Source organism: Micromonospora sp. CA-263727, from assembly GCF_050942455.1.
Taxonomy (GTDB): Bacteria; Actinomycetota; Actinomycetes; order Mycobacteriales; family Micromonosporaceae; genus Micromonospora.
The window spans coordinates 4,971,988-4,989,322 of record NZ_CP192031.1; the positions used below are offsets into that span (position 1 = coordinate 4,971,988).

Annotated in this window: 5 protein-coding genes and 1 pseudogene; all 6 read right to left on the reverse strand. The window is 69.7% G+C overall.

Annotated features, from left to right (window positions below):
* Positions 1-7: 7 nt before the first annotated feature.
* Positions 8-6,994 carry a polymorphic toxin-type HINT domain-containing protein gene (locus tag ACQPYA_RS21740; RefSeq protein WP_433533565.1) on the reverse strand — a complete coding sequence of 2,329 codons (6,987 nt, stop codon included), beginning with the start codon at positions 6,992-6,994 and terminating at the stop codon, positions 8-10.
* Between the two features lie 168 nt (positions 6,995-7,162).
* Positions 7,163-10,762 carry a LamG domain-containing protein gene (locus ACQPYA_RS21745; RefSeq protein ID WP_433528935.1) on the reverse strand — a complete coding sequence of 1,200 codons (3,600 nt, stop codon included), beginning with the start codon at positions 10,760-10,762 and terminating at the stop codon, positions 7,163-7,165.
* Between the two features lie 286 nt (positions 10,763-11,048).
* A complete protein-coding gene (locus tag ACQPYA_RS21750) occupies positions 11,049-12,152 on the reverse strand; it encodes a hypothetical protein (RefSeq protein ID WP_433528936.1) in 1,104 nt (367 codons plus the stop codon).
* Between the two features lie 105 nt (positions 12,153-12,257).
* On the reverse strand, positions 12,258-14,345 hold the full coding sequence (locus tag ACQPYA_RS21755) for a xanthine dehydrogenase family protein molybdopterin-binding subunit (protein WP_433528937.1): 2,088 nt from the start codon (positions 14,343-14,345) through the stop codon (positions 12,258-12,260).
* Positions 14,346-14,434: 89 nt separating this feature from the next.
* Positions 14,435-16,140: pseudogene (locus ACQPYA_RS21760) on the reverse strand (bifunctional 3'-5' exonuclease/DNA polymerase).
* 137 nt (positions 16,141-16,277) lie between these two features.
* Positions 16,278-17,327, reverse strand: coding sequence for an SIS domain-containing protein (locus tag ACQPYA_RS21765; RefSeq protein WP_433528938.1), 1,050 nt, complete (start codon positions 17,325-17,327; stop codon positions 16,278-16,280).
* Between the last annotated feature and the right edge of the window lie 8 nt (positions 17,328-17,335).

The following is a 17,335-nucleotide window of genomic DNA, read 5'->3' on the forward strand; positions in this document are numbered from 1 at the left end:
ACTGCTCCTAATATCCGCGCAGGGCACGCGAGATGTCCTCTACGCTGCTCAGCTTGCCCTTGCCCACGCTGTCGATCACACCACGAAGCTCCGCCGAGGTCGGACCACTGATGACGTTGTTGCGTTGCATTAGCTGTTCAACAACCGCCTGAGTCGTCCGCTTATTACCATTGTCGAACATATAACCACCCGTAATGTCGCGAATTACTACAGCAGATTTGTCGTAGAAACTATTGTACCGCGAGGCATTAATCATCGTATTCTCGAATGATCCATTAAGCGTTGTCTGCCCGCCGAAGCTGCGGTTAATGCTATTGACCTCATCAGCACCAATTCCCACCTTGAATCCGCCGCCGCAGTTGTGCACCAGTACCGGGGTGTTGCCGGCGAGCACATAGTACGTGTGGATGTCTGCGACGGTGAGGTTGTAGGCAGTGCCCTGTTGGACGGTGGTCCAGTCGAGGCCGGTGACGGTGAGGGTTCCTCCGGTGGCCGTGTGGAGCAGGTCTCCGGGGTCGAGGTCCTGGCTGTCCTGCCACTGCTGGTCGGTGACGTTCCAGAACGGGTGGTCCTCGGTGGTGGTAAGGCTCCCGCCGTTCACCTTGAGGTCGACGAGTTGGTCCTCGTGAACCCACAGGTGGGTCACCTTACGGGCGCCTTCCTCCCCCGTTTCGGGGTCGGTGGCCAGGACCGCGTCGCCGATCTCGATGTCTCCGATTGGCTTCTTGCTGCCGTCCGCCATCAGGACTTCGGTGTCACCGCTGAAGCTCTTGAGGCAACCACGGATGCCCCCTGCACCGCCACCACGGGCTGCTCCTCGGGCTCCGGCGCCTGCCATTCTCAGGGAGGTACGCAGGCCTGCCCCACTGGCGAGGCCGAAGGCCCCGGCGCCGAGGGCGGGCAAGAGGATTGCGCCGCCTGCGCCGAGCAGGCCGCCGATGGCACCGCCCACGAGGGCTTCGCCGGCGAGTTGCCAGCCGCTTTCGTCGTCGGCGTCGAGGCCGTTGGTGACCAACGAGGCGACGGCACCGCCGACGAACCCGCCGATCGCCGCGCAGCCGACGGCGCCCACACCAAAGCTTCCGGCCGTGCAGGCGGCGCCGACGATGACGCCAGCGGCAACACCGGCGACCGTGCCCACTGCCCCGGCGTTTCGGCACCAGAAGCTGGACTGGCATTCGCGTTGTCTGCGTTCTGCTTCGGCGCGTTCGTTGCTGGCTTTCCTGAACGCTTCGCGTTGTTGCTGGCAGCTGGATCCACAGGCCGGGGGGACGTACTTCTTGACGATCTTGGTTACCGTCTGCCCGGAGGGAGTGGTGCTGACGTAGGCGCGGTCGCCGGTGTCCTCGCTGTTCTCCGTGAAGTACATCCCGGTGGGGTCGGCGTTGTCGATCGGGTTGTTGCCGCCGTATTGATAGGCGTTGTACTGGGCCGGGTCGTCGGCGACGAGGACCGGGTCGACGGAGATGAAGCGGCCCAGCGTCGGGTCGTACTGTCGGGCACCGACGTTGGTCAGGCCGGTGGGGTCGATGTCTCCGCCGACAAAGCCCTTGTTGTTGACCCAGATCGGGTTCGCGCCGCGGGGTGCCCCATAGGGGGTTTGGCGGCGGATGGAGACGGCCTGGGTGCCGGCGTTGACGGCGGTCTGTTGGGTGCCCTGGTGGTCGTCGAAGAGCCAGGTCAGGTCGGTGGTCGCCGAACCTGCCTTGCGGGAGGCGCAGACGGTGCCGGCGAAGCTGTAGTAGCGGGTGCCGGTGTTGACGCTGCCTTCGCGGCGGATCTCCTGTCCGGGCAGGTAGAGGGTGGTACCCCCACTGTCGCGGCGGATGATCCTGACGCCGTTGGCGTCGTAGATGTTGGTTTCGATGGTCTGGCCACCGGCCGCGACGGTGGCGAGTTTGCCTTCGGCGTCCCAGCCGAGGGTCTGGCTGTTGGTGCCGGTGCCGCAGTTGTTCGCGGTGGTGCCGGTCGGCCGGCAGGTGGTGTTGCCGGTGGCGTCGTAGGCGTAGTTGTTGACGACGCCGGTCTGACCGGGCGCTTGGGTGGTCATGGCGGTGACGGCGTGCGGTCGCACGGCATCCTGGCCGCCGGTCGGCACCGTGTAGGTGCGGGTGGTGTCGCCGCCGGCGGTGTGGCTGGTTTCGGTCAACCGGGAGCCGGTGGTGTTGAAGGTCCAGTCGTGCCAGTACGGCGCGGGACCGCCCAGGTTCGCCACGGTCGGGTCGGTCTGGCAGGCCACTCCGGCCTTCGGGGTCCAGGCGCTGGTGAGCCGGCCGAGCAGGTCCTGCCGGAAGCACTGGGTGTCGGCCTGGCCGATCTGCGGCCTCTCCTCGATGGAGGTGATGTTGCCGCTGTCGTCGTATTCGTAGTTGCGGTCGGAGACGGTGCCGGCGGTGGTCTCCCGCTGCACGGTGGTGCGCTCGATACGGCGGGTGGCTTCGTCGCGGTAGACGGTGTCCTGGGTCCAGACGCCGCCGGGCATCTTGTAGATCGAGCCGCTACGTTCGCCGTACGCGGTGTAGGTGGCGGTGGCCATCGTGCCGGCGGAGCCGGTGAGGCTGGTGTCCAGCCGCACCGGCATTCCGGTGCTGGCGTCGTAGTCGGTGGTGACTTCCTCGGTGACCAGCCCACCACCGGCCGGGTAAGAGATGGAGGTCGGGGCGCCGGTCGCCGCCGAGTAGCCGTAGGCGTAGACGTAGGTGCCGCTCAGACCGGTCTCGTTGGCCGGGATGACGTAGTTGACGCCCTTGGGCTGGTAACGGTCGTCGAAGGTGCGTACCTGCCACCGGTAGGCGTTGCTGCTGCCGGCCGGCTCGTAGCGGACCGCCTGGGTGAGTTGGCCCCTGAAGCCGCTCTGACCGGTGTAGAGGGTGTCGTACCTCCATTCGGCGCGCAGCGCCCCGGTGGCCGAGTCGTCCCGCAGTTCCTTCTTCCGGCCCAACGCGTCGTAGACGTACCAGAGCATCTTGCCGCGGGCGTCGGTGGTCTTGACCAGTTCGTTGGTGTCGTTGAAGGTGCTGGTCGTCGTACCCTTGTCGGGGTCGGTCGTGCGCCAGAGTCGGCCCTTGGCGTCGTACTCGTTGACCCACCGGTTCCCGGCCGGGTCGACGGTCCTGACCAGCTGGCCCTTGCGGTTGTAGACGTACTGGGTCTCCTGGTGGGCCCCGCCGACACCGGCCGTGGTGGTGTGCTGGCGCAGCTTGACGGCGCGGCCCTCGATGTCGGTCACCGTCGTGGTCGGTGTGCCGCCCTGAGGCGGAGTCACCTTGGTCAGGTCACCCTCGTGGGCGGCGATCGTGCGCCACTTCTCGACCAGGTTGGTCTCTCCATCACCGGCCAGGAAGATCGTGTTCGTGGGGCGTGACGCCCGGTCGAAAATGGTCTTGGAGACGGCGGGGAGAGACCATTCCGGCTCCCACCACAGGGTGCCGGAGGGTGCCCCGGGTTCGGCGTGTGCGCCGTAGGAGATCGCGGCGCGGCCGAGGCTGTCGTAGAGGGTGTCGGTGACCACCCGGTTCCCGGTGCCGTCCGACGCCGGGCTCTGGGTCTGTCGGGAGCGCAGCAACCCGTCGAGGATCTCGTACGAGGTGACGTAGTTGCCGTCCGCGTTCAGCGCCTGCGCCCTGACGAACGGATAGGCGTTGCGGCCCGCGGCGAACGTGTACGTGTACTGCGCGGACGGGGTGGTCGGGTGGTCGGCCTTGGTCCAGCCCAGCCCCCACACCTTGCTGACCCGACCGAGCGCGTCGTACTCGACGTCCGAGACAATCTTGTTGTTGGGGTCGGTGGCCTTGACGGTGGCGCCCCAGTAGGGGTTGGTCTCCACGGACGAGGTCCAGTTGAACGGCGCCGGACCCGTCGTGGTGACCTTGGTGATTGGGCCGCCCACGGCCGGCGTGTACGCGGTCGTGGTGACGTTGCCCTTGATATCGGTCGCGCTCACCGGCCGACCGGTGAAGTCGTAGCTGCCCTGCGACACCACCTGCCAGACCGTGCCGGTGCCGGCTGCCCAGTCCTTGAGCTGCTCGGTCTTGGTCACCAACCCGAACGTCGGCGCGGTGTCGACGTTGCTGGCCCCGTCGTAGTAGGTCCTCGCGTCGGAGATCACGTCCTCGACGGTGGTCGGGTTCGTGCCGCAGGTCAGCGCGGTGGTGGTCGTCTGCTTCACCATGGTGGTGAGGTTCTTGACGGTGTTGCGGTTGTAGCGGTAGGTGATGCACTTCTCGTCGCCGGTGACGGTGATGTCGCCGTCGTCCTGCGACCAGTTGACCGTGCCGTACGTGTGATCCAGGTTCTTGGTTCCCCGCGAGGTGCGCCAGCCCCGGCTGCCATCGACACCGAGGGCGGTCGCCGCGTAGCTCGTCTGCGTGTCGACGAACCGGGCCTCGACGGTGTCACCGTTGATCGTCCGACTCGCGGTCGGGTTGGACCGCCACGGCACGTTCACCGTCTTCGACACCGGTTTGGTTTCTACCCCGTTGTAGACGACCTGCTCCCGCACCTGGCCGGCGAACTGGTCCTCGTCGTAGACCGTCTCGGTGCCCAGCGAGGCCGGAACCGTCACGCTGCGGGTGCCGCCGCTCGGGCTGGACCTGTCGCCGTGCATACCCCGCATGAAGGTCGTCACGGCGAGAGTCTGGGTCGCCGAGTCGTCACCGACCCGGGTCTTGACCTGCGCGTAGCCACGCCACTGCGACCACGTCTTGCGTTCCGGCCTGGTCAGGCCGTCGTCGTCGGCGTAGTGCCACGCCGGCGATCCCACGTACTCGTACCAGGTGTGCTTCGACGGCGCCTGGTGCCCGTTGGTCAGCTGCACGTCGTCTTCGGCCACGTGCTCGACCCGGTGCTTGTGCCACCATTCGGTGACCAACCGCTGCCCCGTCGGGTCGGCCGGGTCCGGCACCCGCACCGGGTAGCACCGCTTGGTGTTCGTGTGCGGGTCCAATCCCGCCACCATCGCCTCGGTGCATTCCGGCAGCGCGTAGTCGACCTTGATCCGGGATCCGGTCTCCGTCACGATGCTGGAGATCCGCAGCCAGTTGTCGGTCGTGCCGTGGGCGGTCAACACCCGGTTCGGCAACGACACCGCCTCGAACGTCACCGGCGGCAGGCTCACGGTGCCGCCAACGTGCCCTGCATGATCGATCCTGTTCAGCCACAGCCCGGTATGCGTGGAGTCCGCCGTCGCCGCGAAGGTGTGCGACAGGGTCCACGACTCGACGTCCTGCCAGGCCGGGGTGGTCTTGGTGGTGTCCCACACCCTCGTGGTGATCTTGTTCAACCGCTTCGTGGTCCAGAACGTCGGCGAGTACTGCTGCGGACACGACGACGCCTTGCACTCCTGATCCCAGGGGGTGTCCTTCCAGGACGCCTTCACCGGATTCGACTCGGTGCCGCAGTTCGAGAAGCACCGCAGGTCCGTCTCGAACACCACCTGCGCGTACGGGGTGATGCTGCGCTCGGTCACCCCGTGCGCAGCAGACGTGCGGTCGTAGGTGCCGTAGTCGATCCGGGTCAGATAGCCGTCCCGGTCGTAGGGCGCGTCGTCGGAGTCCGTGTCGTTGCGGGCGTACTTGTTGGTGTCCTTGCCATACCACAGCGACATCGTGTTGCCGCGCACGTCGACGACGTAGTCCAGGTTCCACCGCCACGCCTGCTGGCAGTGCGAGTTGGCGAAAGCCGTGGCGTGACACGGCTCACCCGCGTGGTTACCGAAGACCGGCACCGCCAACGTCGAATTGGTCTTCGACGTGTGGCCCGGCAGCGAGTGCAGACCGAAGAAGTACTGCGTCCCGTCGGTGGTGGTCACCTTCCAGTGCTCACCATCGTCATCACCGTTGCCCGTCGCACCGGTCAACTTCTCGATCTTCGAGCCGTCCTCCGAGCGGGCGTGCCAGCCCTTGCCCGTCTGGAACACCAACTCGGTGCTGCGGCCGTTCAGGTTCATCGTCGCGTTGTCCGACCGCCAGCACAGGTCGCCGGTGTCCTTGGTGTTGTTCGCGCCGTTGACCTTCCTGTCCTCCGCACACGGCACGTACCGCCGCTCGACGAACCCCGGCGAATAGTCGAAACCCTCACCGATCCACGACGGTTGGTTGTTCGTCACCTCCGATCGACCATCCACGGAGGCTGAGGAGTACGCGAAGCCGACCGACGGCTCCGGACCCGCCGCCGGGGGCGTACGCAGCGGATAGCTCCACGAGAAGTCGCCGGAGGAGGAGCCGGCTGACCAGGTCGATGATGGTGCGAGACTGGTAGCGGTGAAGTCACCGTCCGCACCCGCTGCCGCTGCCGCCAGGGCAAGGAAGGATCCGCTCGACTGGGTCGTCACCTCCCCCGACAGCCGTGCCAGTTCCCTCGGTGTCGCCGAGGTGGGGGCGGCGGTGATCACCTCCGCGGTCGCCACTCCCGCGCCTAGGTCGTTCGTGGTGTGAAGCGGCACCGATCGGCAACCCGGCGCATCGGGTGTCGACAACGCACAGGCCGGGACCTGCCACAGTCGTAGCCGCGACGCCCAGGACCCACCCACCGCATGCCGGAACGAGTTGTAGTCCACCGACACCTTCGCCGTGCCGGCCGCAGCCCCGGCTGGCGCCGTCACCTTGAGCACCAGGCCGTCCCGCCAACTGGCCGGCAGTGATTCCCGGTCCACCACCTGCACGTCCACGCTGGTGACCCGGGCACCGGCCGGACCATCGCCCCGAGCGACCCGTACCGGCAGGGCACCGGCCCTGACGCCCACGCCGCTCGCGCTCGGCGAATCAAGCGTCACCCGAGCGGTGCTGGCTGACGGCCACACCGGTTTCGGAACCGGGGTGTCCTGCATCAGCTTCTGCGCCCACGCCCGCCCCGACACCGGACCACCATGCGAATCGAGCTTCTCCACCGGCGGCCGCAGCGGCTCCGCCCCTGGCGCGACGGCCTCAGCCGGCACACCGACCAGCAGCGACGCCGCGACGGGAACCACCGTCAGGCCGGCGGTCCACCGGCGCAGGCGGCCCGCTCGATGAATGTTCCGTCGTAGCTGCCGCGAGTCGTGAACAGAGCGTGCAGACAACATGCTTTCTCCCCGGTAAGGACAGCCGCACGAAGCAAAGGGTGTAGGTATGTCTCATCGGCACATACAAGTTCTGGACGTTGGACCTTCTCGGGCCGTCCGGAGCTACGAGTCGTACAGCATGAACACCGCCGCGTCGGTCAACGCGCCCTGGAACACAGCGACATCGTCGATGCCGCCGATCCACTGATCCACCAACTGGTCCTGCCAAAGAATGCGGCCCACCAAGAGCGGACCGGTCGACGCCATCGGAGTGAACGTGATGTTCTGCCGAACTCCTTCGAGTTCACCGTTGACATAGAGACGGATCTCGTTCCGTCCGGCGTCGTATACGCCCGCAAGGTGAGTCCAGACGCCCTCCTCCGGATCCGATGTCGAGGCAATGCTGGCCGTGGGCGTGGTGGTGGCGTCGTTGGCGCTGATGACGAACTGCCACTTGTTCAGGTTCGAGCTGAACTTGAGCCAGCCACCGCTTGAGTGCTCTCCTCGTTGGGAGACCGCCGTCCGCATGCCGTCGAGCCGGTCGAGCATCACCCAGGCCGACATCGTGAACGACTGATCGGTACGCAGGACCGGCTTGTCCTGCCACTGGGTGAACTCCAGACCATCGGCGTCCGGCGGCGTGATACCCGCCTTCACCGCACTCCGCCCATACTCGGCGGTGCTCTCGGTGTAGCCCTCCTCCGGAAAGTACTCGTTGTCGAGCCACAGACCGGAGCCCTCGGTGGAATAGCCCGCGCCCACGGCAGAGCCCCGCGTCAGTGCCAGCCACCGATCCCAGGCCGTCACCGTGTCAGGCGCCTCGCAGGTGTCCTTCAGATCAGCCGCATAGCAGGACATTGCGGCCTCGAAGTTCCAGTTGCCTACCTGCACCGGCGTCTGGATCCCCGGCTCGTGGAACCCGCCCGACATCGGATCCTGCGCCAACTGGCCGGTGAAGTCGTGCGGCACGAGGACCCGGTCGTAGAGCTGAACGTCGGCGATCTGCCCGGACCAGAAGCTGATGAGGGCACCGTTCCAGAGCTCACGACCAATCGCGATGCGCTGCCGGTTGGGCCAGGCTTGCATGCCGGTGGCCGCCGCCGACACCGGCGACTGCCCGTTCACATATATCGTCGCCGTACCACTGGTCGCGTCGTACACGCCGGCCAGATGGGTCCACACGCCCGCGACGACCGGAACGGTGGAGTTCACCATCCCGGTCGTTGTCGTGGTAGCCGTGTCGTTGACGTGCATCCACATGGACCATTTCTGGGTCGCTGCGTGATAGCCCAGTGCAAAACTGCTGTTCAAGCCTCCGTCCTGGGTCACCGCGATCCGGCTTCCGGTGGGCAGGGTGCCGCCGACACCACCCAGTTTCACCCAGGCAGAGACGGAGAACGACTTCGTCGGGTCGATCACCGGCTCAGTCGTGAAGGCCCGGCTCGAACTGCCGTCGAACGAGGCAGCCTTGCCACCGATCATGCGGACGTCGTCGGTCCAGCTCACGTTGGACGTACCCAGGTCGGTCTTGCCAGCCAGGCTGGGTTGCTGGTCGGCGAGCGCGGCGGTCTGGTCGACGCCGGGGTATTGCTCCAGGCCCCATTTGGCGATGGCCGGTGACGGGCGGGGTGCGGTGAAGGTGGCGGAGCCGATGTTGCCGAGGTTGCCGGTGGCGTCGATGCCACGAACCCAAAAGGTGTTCTGCCCGAAGTTGGGCACGGTGACGGTGACCGTGGCCGTCTTCGGGTTGGTGCCGCTGGCGGTGATCTCGGTCGTCGGCGGGTTGGACCAGCCGTAGCGGAACTTGGTCACGTCGGTGGTGGTGGTGCTGATCGTGAAGGTCATGGTCCGACCCGGGCCGCCAAGGGTTCCGGGGGTGATCGTGGGCGCCGGAGGCACGGTGGTGTCCGCGACGAACCGGCACCACGACGACCAGGGACCGGTGATCGAGTACGGAGCCTGGTCGGTGCCCTTGGCCCGGAACGCGTAGGTCGGCCCCTTCGCGATCGTCACCGCGGCGCTCTCGGCCCGGCTGTTCGGGGTGACTCCCGTTTTCGCTGGTGGCGGGCTCTTGCGAGTCGGGAAGGTGTTGGTCACCGTTCCCATACCCCCGGACGGCACCTCGATCCATTCGAAGGTGCCGGTCAGGGAGTCACCCTTGTCGGCGTCGGGAAACACCGCAGTGAACTTCGGGGCCAGCGTGCCGATCGTCAGCACCCCGGAACCGCAGGTCACGCCGGCGACCTGCAGGGTGTGCGGAGCGCCCGGCTTGGTGTCGTAGTCGACGATCAGCTTCGCGTCGTTGGGGTAGAACTTCTTCCATCGGTCCTGCGTCGACTCCCCCGACCCGTCGGCGGCCCGCGCGGTGAAGGCCACAGGGATCGAGTTCCAGCTCCCGTTCGCCGCAGCCTGCACCTGGTTGGTGGTGTTCGACCCCCGGAAATTCATGATCATATCCGGTTGGATCGACGAACACCCACCCGCCTCGTTCGCATTCCCGGTCGCCGTGTTCAGGAACGATTTCATCGTCATCGTCGACCAGGTCGCCTTCGGCGTAGCGTTGATCGCCGCGGTCAGATACATCGCCGCCACCGTCGGTCCGCACGACCAGGAATGATCCAGCTTCATCTGTACGTACGCCGACTCGATGTGGATCTGCGTCCCCTTGAGCGAAACTCCGTTTGCGGTCGTCGGGAACTCGAAGTACGACCTATACAGCGCGCCAGTGTCCGGGTTCAGCCCCACTCGCGCGCGACTCGTGTCCGAGTTCGACGACCCGTTGTTCGTCCCGTACGCCCACTTGCTCTTGAACACCGACCACGCCGGGTCCACGAACAGCGGGAACACGGCATCCGGGTCGTCCAGCAGCGTCACATCCGGACGCAACACCAGGTCACCGCCGGACACCTCGACACCGACCGTGCCGATCCGCGCCGCGTCCCCGGCCACCGTCGCCGTCGACTGCGGGCTCTCGGCCGACAGCCCCCGCGCCGAGACGCCATCCACCGCCCCCACCCGGGAATCCCACATCACCGCCGGCTCTGCCGAGGCGATGACGGCCGCACCGGCCACCGCCCGCAGGCCGCCGTCCGGACCCGCCACGACCTCGGCGTCCCCACCGAGTCGGAACCGCGGCGCGCGCACTTCAGGATGCGTCGCCGCCGCCGGCGTCTTGACCACCAGGACGTGCGCGAAGCCCGTCCGCGTCGCCCGCACCACCAGATCCACATCGGCGAGTACGTTCGGGTAGGTCAACGAATCCCCCGACACCGTCGGCGCCGGCAGCGTCCCCGGCCACGACAGCGTCACCGTCCGCCCGCCCCGCGTCAGCGTCACCATCGCGCCGTCCCCACCGCCCGAGAACGCCACATCCGCGACCGACACTCCAGGCCGCCACAGCCCGTCCCCACCTCGGGCCAGGTCGAGGTCGATCTCCTCCCACCTGCCGGCCTTGCGCGAGCGCTGCGGCACCACCGCCGACGCGAATTGCAGCCGCCCGTCCGGCAACGCGGTCACCTCGGCGAACTCCGTTCGCGACCCGTCCACCACCACCGGCTGACCGCACGAGGCTGCCAGCGCCCTCGCCTCGGCCTCGGAGCCGGCCGCGTCTGTGCACTGTCGCTCTACCGCAGCCACCCGCTCCGGCGCGGGAACACCGATCACTCCGACAGCCACCACAGCCGTCACCCCAGTGGACAACCCACGCCGCCACCGAACGCCCATCACACACCCCCGTGGAGAGAGCAACCAGTGGCTGAGACACTAGGGCCCGGATCTTTCTCGGGTTGCCCCGCTGCGGGCGTGAGGAACCCGTCACTCCCCGCGCAAAATCGATAGTTGGCGATGTTTTGATGAGCGGGACATCGCTTGATCACGCAGGGCAACGGAGATCGACTCGACTGCCATCGATATGTGACGTGGGGCACATCTGCCAGCCCCCTTCTCGGCCTTTATCCTCGCGCCTCGCGCGGCGGTGGCGACGGCGGCGGCAGGATCCGCGGGGCATCGGCTACTCGTCGCGGCGGGTGACGAGGCGTAGGCGGCGCTTGACGCCGCCGGCCGCACGGTTCCTGAGCCGCGCGAAGACCTTCTCGTCGTGGTCGTCGGTCCGATCGCCGAGGGAGTCCGCGTGCCCCAGCATGCCGACGATCGTCTCGACCGCGACCTGGAGCAGTTGGCTGTCGTCGAGGTCGTCGGGGGTGCCGGTCTGCTTCATCTTCGTCGGCCGCAGTTCGTCCAGGTCGCCGACGATCTGGCACGGGTAGTCCTGAAGTTCCTTGATCTGCTGCTCGGCAAGCGCCGTCACCCACTCGGCCTGGTCGAGGCCGACGCCGAACTTCAGCTCGTTGGCGCGCCGTTTGAGCACCGCGTCCACCAGGTGACGGTGGACGACCTTCTGGTAGGGCGTCCGGAGCGGATAGCGGTCGCCCAGTGCCAGGTTGACCCGGCGGAGTAGTTCGATCTCGGCCGCGCCGAGTGAGGGGTTGGAGGTGGGCTCGGCCAGCTCGCACAGGCCGTCCGGGATGCCCATGATGCCGGCGAAGCGGTGCCAGAGCAGGTCGCGGGGGGCATCGGGGGCCGGGACCGTGACCAGGTGGCGTTGCCGTGCCGGCACGAGGTCGCCCCAGCGGCGCAGCATGCGGGGTGCGGTGTGGTTGTTCCAGAATGCCTCGGCCCTGCCCTGCTGCACGGCGTCCATGAAGGCCCCGAAGCGCCAGCCGCTGCGGGCCCGGATGCTCTGTTGCCAGAACGACGGGAAGGTGCGCCACAGGTCGCGGCCGGCCACGATGATGTGCACCTCGGCGGGTTGCAGGCTCTCCACCGCGCGGATCGCCTGCTCGCTGGTGGCCGCGCCCAGCCCCTCGTTGCTGATGATCACATCACCGGGCCACTTGCGGGTCTTCTCGGCCAGCCGGTCCCAGGTCCAGTACACGTCGGTGTCCCGCCAGCGTGCCTGACGCAGGTCGGCCATCGCCTGGTCGTGCGCCACGGCGCTGCTGGGCAGCAGGATGCCGGCGTCCTCCAACGCGCGCTGGTTGCCCCAGAGCACGTTCTGCACGTAGGTGCTTCCCGTCTTCGGCGCACCGATGTGCAGGTAGACGCGCTTGGCCATGCTGCCTCCCGGACAACTTCACAAAGTTGATCGAATCAATCAGATTTGGGGAAACAGGGTGGCACGCGGACATGAACACTTCGGGGCGGTGACGACGGGTCGGGGTCAGGCCGACAGGAGTTTGTCCAGGGTTATCGGCAGCTCGCGGACGCGTACGCCGGTGGCGTGATGCACCGCGTTGGCGATGGCCGCGGCGGCGCCGACGATGCCGATCTCGCCGGCGCCCTTGACCCCGACCGGATTCAGCTGGCTGTCCTCGTCGGCGACCCAGTACGCCTCCACCGCGGGCACGTCGGCGTTGCTGCTGACGTGGTAGCTGGCCAGGTCGTGGTTTGCCCAGGTGCCGTAGCGGCTGTCGAAGAGCCCCGCCTCGTGCAGCGCCATGGAGAGGCCCATGGTCATCCCGCCGATGAGCTGGCTGCGCAGGGTGGTCGGGTTCACCGCCCGGCCGACCGCGAAGACGCCGAGCAGCCGTCGCACCCGGACCTCGCCGGTGTCGGCGTCCACCCGCACCTCGGCGAACTGCGCCCCGTACGCGTACCGTGGCAGGCTGCGCTGCGCCGCCACCTCGTCGTCGGTGCTCACCTCGACGGTCAGTCCCGCCTCCGGCACCGGGCCGCGCAGCTCGGCGATCCGGTCGCAGAGCCGTTCGCAGGCCCGCACCACGGCCCAGCTCCACGAGGCCAGGCCGGTCGAGCCACCGGCCGGGTCGGCCGCTGGCAGGGCGGTGTCCCCCACCCGGATCCGCACCCGCTGCGGCGGCGTCCCGAGCGCGTCGGCGGCCACCTGCCAGAGCGCGGTACGCGCCCCGGTGCCGATGTCGGCGGCGTTGATCCGTACCTCGAAGGTGCCGTCGGCGCGGACGGTGGCCGACGCGGCGGCCGGGCGGTTCCGGGCGGGGTAGCTGGAACCGGCCATCCCGGTGCCGAGCAGCCACCGGCCGTCACGTCGGGTCCGCGGGTTCGGGTCACGCCCGGCCCAGCCGAACCGCCCGGCCCCGTCGGCCAGGCAGGCGGCCAGGTTGCGGCTGGTGAATGGGGTGCCGCTGGCCGGATCGACGGTGGTGTCGTTGCGCAGCCGCAGCTCGACCGGGTCGACCTGGCAGGCCGTCGCCAACTCGTCCAGGGCGGACTCCAGCGCGAACGAGCCGGGGGTGTATCCCGGCGCGCGCATCCAGAACGGGGTCGGCACGTCGAGCCGGAGCAGCCGGTGCGTGGTGCGCCGGTTCGGGGCCGCGTACATGTTGCGGGTGTAGACCGCGGTCTGCTCGGCGAACTCGGTCACCATCGAGGTCTGGCTGATCGCATCGTGGGCGACCGCGTCGAGCCGGCCATCGCGGCCGGCGCCGAGCCGGACCCGCTGGATGGTCGGGGTGCGGTATCCGACCGGGCCGAAGGTCTGCTGCCGGGTCAGGGCCAGCCGGACCGGCCGCGCGACGTGCCGGGCCGCCAGCGCGGCGAGCACCGCCTGGACCTTGCAGTACAGCTTGCCGCCGAATCCGCCGCCGACGTGCGGGTTGACCACCCGGACGGCCTCGACGGGGAGCCCGAAGAGCCGGGCCAGGATCTCCCGGGTGGGCGAGGAGCCCTGGATGGAGTCGTGCACCAGCAGCCGCCCGTCGCGCCACTGCGCGGTCGTCGCGTGCGGCTCCATCGGGCTGTTGTGGTACGCCGGTGTGCGGTAGGTGAGATCCAGCCGGACCTCGGCGGCGGCGAACCCGGCGTCGAAGTCGCCCGCGAGCACGTCGGTCGGGTAGCTCGGGTTGACGTGCTCGGGCCGGTACAGGGCGGGATCCTGGGCGGAGAGCACCGTGTGGTGCGGCTGCGCGGCGTAGTCGACCCGGACCAGCCGGGCCGCCTCCCGCGCCGCCTCGATCGTCTCGGCCACCACCACCGCGACGAACTGGCCCCGGAAGTGGACGGTCGGCTCCTGGAGACGGAACAGCTCGGCGTCCACGCCCGGCGTCAGGCGGGGTGCGTTGCCGTGGTGCAGCACCGTGAGCACCCCGTCGACCGCCAGCGCGGCGGTGTCGTCCACCCCGTCGATCGTGCCCCGCACCACGGTCGCCGGCACCACCTGGGCGTACGTCACGCCCTGCGCCGGGTACTCGACCGCGTACCGGGCGGCGCCGGTGACCTTGGCGTGGCCCTCCAGGCGGGTGTGCCGCTGCCCCACCGCGCCGGCCGGTCTCACGATCGGGTCCCGCCGCGGCACAGATCCAACAAATCACACATAACGCTCATAATAGGTTCGGTCGGATCGTCGGGGCCCCGATCAGGGGATCACGCCGCGTCGGCGTAGCACTCCACGATGGAGAGATCCAGCGGGAAGCGGACCGGGGTGTCACCGAAGAGCAGCGTGGTGGCTCGCCGGCCGGCCCGGTCGACCGCCTCGGCGACCCGCTCCGCCTGCTCGGCCGGGCAGTGCACGATCACCTCGTCGTGCTGGAAGAAGACCAGCTCGCCACCGGTGCCGGCCAGCTCGCCCCGGAGCACCGCCAGCAGCGTGGAGGCCCACTCGGCGGCAGTGGCCTGGATGACGAAGTTGCGGGTGAACCGGCCCCGGGAACGGGCCGCGCGGGCCCGCGGCGACTGCGGATCACCGGCCGCCTCCGGATCCGCCGCCCCGTCCTCGCCGCCGAACCCCGCCGTCCCGGGCGGGCAGGTACGCCCCAGCCACGAGCGCACCAGCCCACCGGCCTCACCGGTACGCGCCGCCGCCTCGACGTGGCCGAACGCGGTCGGGTAGTTGCGCCGCAGCACCGCCAGGGCCGGCACCGCCTCCCCGCCGGTCTGCCCGTACATCGCGCCGAGCAGGGCCAGCTTGGCCCGGCCCCGGTCGCCGCCGAACGCGTCCCGGGCCAACGCCGCGTACAGGTCGCCGGTCGCGCCGGCCGCGGCGAGCCGGGCGTCACCGGAGACGGCGGCCAGCACCCGGGGCTCCAGCTGCCCGGCGTCCGCCACCACGAACCGCCACCCCGGATCGGCCACCGCCGCCCGGCGGATCACCTTCGGGATCTGCAACGCGCCACCGCCCCGGGTGGCCCACCGCCCCGACACCACCCCGCCGGGGACGTACTCGGGCTGGAACCGGCCGCCGCGCACCCAGGCGTCCCGCCAGGACCGCCCGTGGGCCGTCCAGATCCGGTACAGCTCCTTGTATTCGAGGACCAGCGGCACCGCCGGATGGTCCACCCCGCGCAGCACCCAGGCCCGGGTGTTCGGCAACTCCACCCCGGCCCGGGCGAACGCCCGCAGCAGCTCCGCCGGGCTGTCGGCGTGCAGCTGTCGCACCCCGAACGCCTCGGCGATCCGCGCGGCCAGCTCGGCCAGCCGCCGGGGCGGCCCGCCCACCGGGGACGGCTCCCCCAGCAGCTCGGCCAGGACCGCGTCGTGCACGTCGGCCCGCCAGGGCAGCCCCGCCGCCCCCATCTCGGCCGCGATCAGCGCACCGGCCGACTCGGCGGCCACCAGCAGCCGGAACCGGCCCGGTTGCGCGGTCGCCGCGATGCGGCCGAGCTGGTCGGCGTACACGCTGGTCAAGGCCGTGATGCCCGGACCGGGCGGGCCGGGCACGGCGTCGAAGAGCGCGGCCTGCCCGTCGCCGGGCGGGGCGGCGGCGCGCGGCGGCGGGTCCGCCGGCACCGGCGCGCCGGTCAGCCGCGCCCACGCGGCGGCCAGCGACCGCGGCTCCCCCAGCGACCGGCGTGCCCGAGCAGCAGCGTCTCGGTCAGCTCCACGTCGTGGCACCGCTCGACGCGGAGCCCGGCGCGCAGCAGCGCCGGGTAGAGCGTGGCGCCGGACGCCCAGACCCAGCGCGGCTGGTCGGCGCGCTCCCGGGCGGCCATCGCCGCGGCCAGGTCGGTGACCGGTGCGGGCGGGCCCGCGGGCACGCCGGCGGCGTCGAGGGGTTGCAGCACTCCCCCGCCCCGCTCGTCGGACACCACCGCCACCAGCACGGACGCGATTCTGCCGCCACCGTGCGACATGCCGAACCGCGGCTCGGGCCGCTCCGTCCGCCGTACCGGGCACCAAGGCGCGACGAAGCGCCTCATGGTCGCGCTCGATCACGGATCGGGTGGCCTGAACCTCGTGGTGAGGCCACCCGATCCCGGATCGAGCACGATCATGCGGCAGAGGCCCACCAGTGTGCGGCGACGAGTTCGGCGACCAGCGATTCGGTGAGCAGCCGCACCTGCTCGTCGTCGTCGCCCGCGTAGCGGATCACGGCCGTCGCGTCGGGCACCTCGGCGCCGACCGCGAGCACGGTCGACTTCCGGGTCCGAAGCCACTCCAGCGCCGCCGCGTCGTACCGGGAACCGGGGAGGAACAGCGCCCGGTAGTCGAGCGTCTTGGCGAGGTAGACGTCGACGTGCGACCAGTCGCCCGTCTCGCACCCGTCGGCCGGGCGGCGGGGGCCCTCCCGGACCATCAACGCCGACTGCAGCGCCGAAGAGAGCCGCTCGGCCGGCGCGAGGGCGTAGACACCGTGCGGACCGTCCAGCAGTTCGATCGCTCTGGGCAACCACGCGTCGCGGCGGGCGAGCAGATCCTCGGTGGCGTCGGCGGCGCGCCGCGCGAGAGCGGCGACCGATCCCGCCAGGGCCGCGTCACTGCGCCCGGAACCGGCCGCATCACGGCCCACCGAACCGGCCGCGCCACGGCGCCCGGAGCCGGCCGCGTCGCGGTGCGCCTCGGTCGCGCGGTCGACCAGGGCCAGCAGCAGGACCAGGGTGTGCTGGAAGGTCCGGCACGCGACCCCGCCGCGCTCGGTGCCGGCGTGCATCGGGACCACCAGATCGGCGCTGGTCGCCAGCGGAGAGTCCGGCACGTTCGTCAGCGCGACGAGGTGGCCCGACCCCTGGTAGCGGGCGGCGGCGTCGAGGGTTTCGATGCTCGTCCCGGTCGCCGAGATGGCGATCACCAGGGTTCCGGGGCGGGCCGGGTAGGACGTGGCGGTCGAGGCGTACTCGGCGATCGCGTCGATGCCCGCGGCGCGCAGCCGTAGCGCGGCCATCTCGGCGGCGTACCGCGAGCTGCCCATGCCGAGCAGCAGCACCCGGTCGACCGGGTCGGGCAGGCCGGCCCAGGGGTCGTCAGCGGAGAGGGTGGCGGCCAGGTGGCGCAGCGATTCCGGCTTCGCTTCCAGGTCGGCCAGGAACAGGCGCGGGTCCACGGGGGCTC

Coding starts and splice junctions, on each gene's coding strand:
- ACQPYA_RS21750 (WP_433528936.1), bottom strand. CDS start 12,152: ATGGCCAAGCGCGTCTACCTGCACATCGGTGCGCCGAAGACGGGAAGC.
- ACQPYA_RS21745 (WP_433528935.1), bottom strand. CDS start 10,762: ATGGGCGTTCGGTGGCGGCGTGGGTTGTCCACTGGGGTGACGGCTGTG.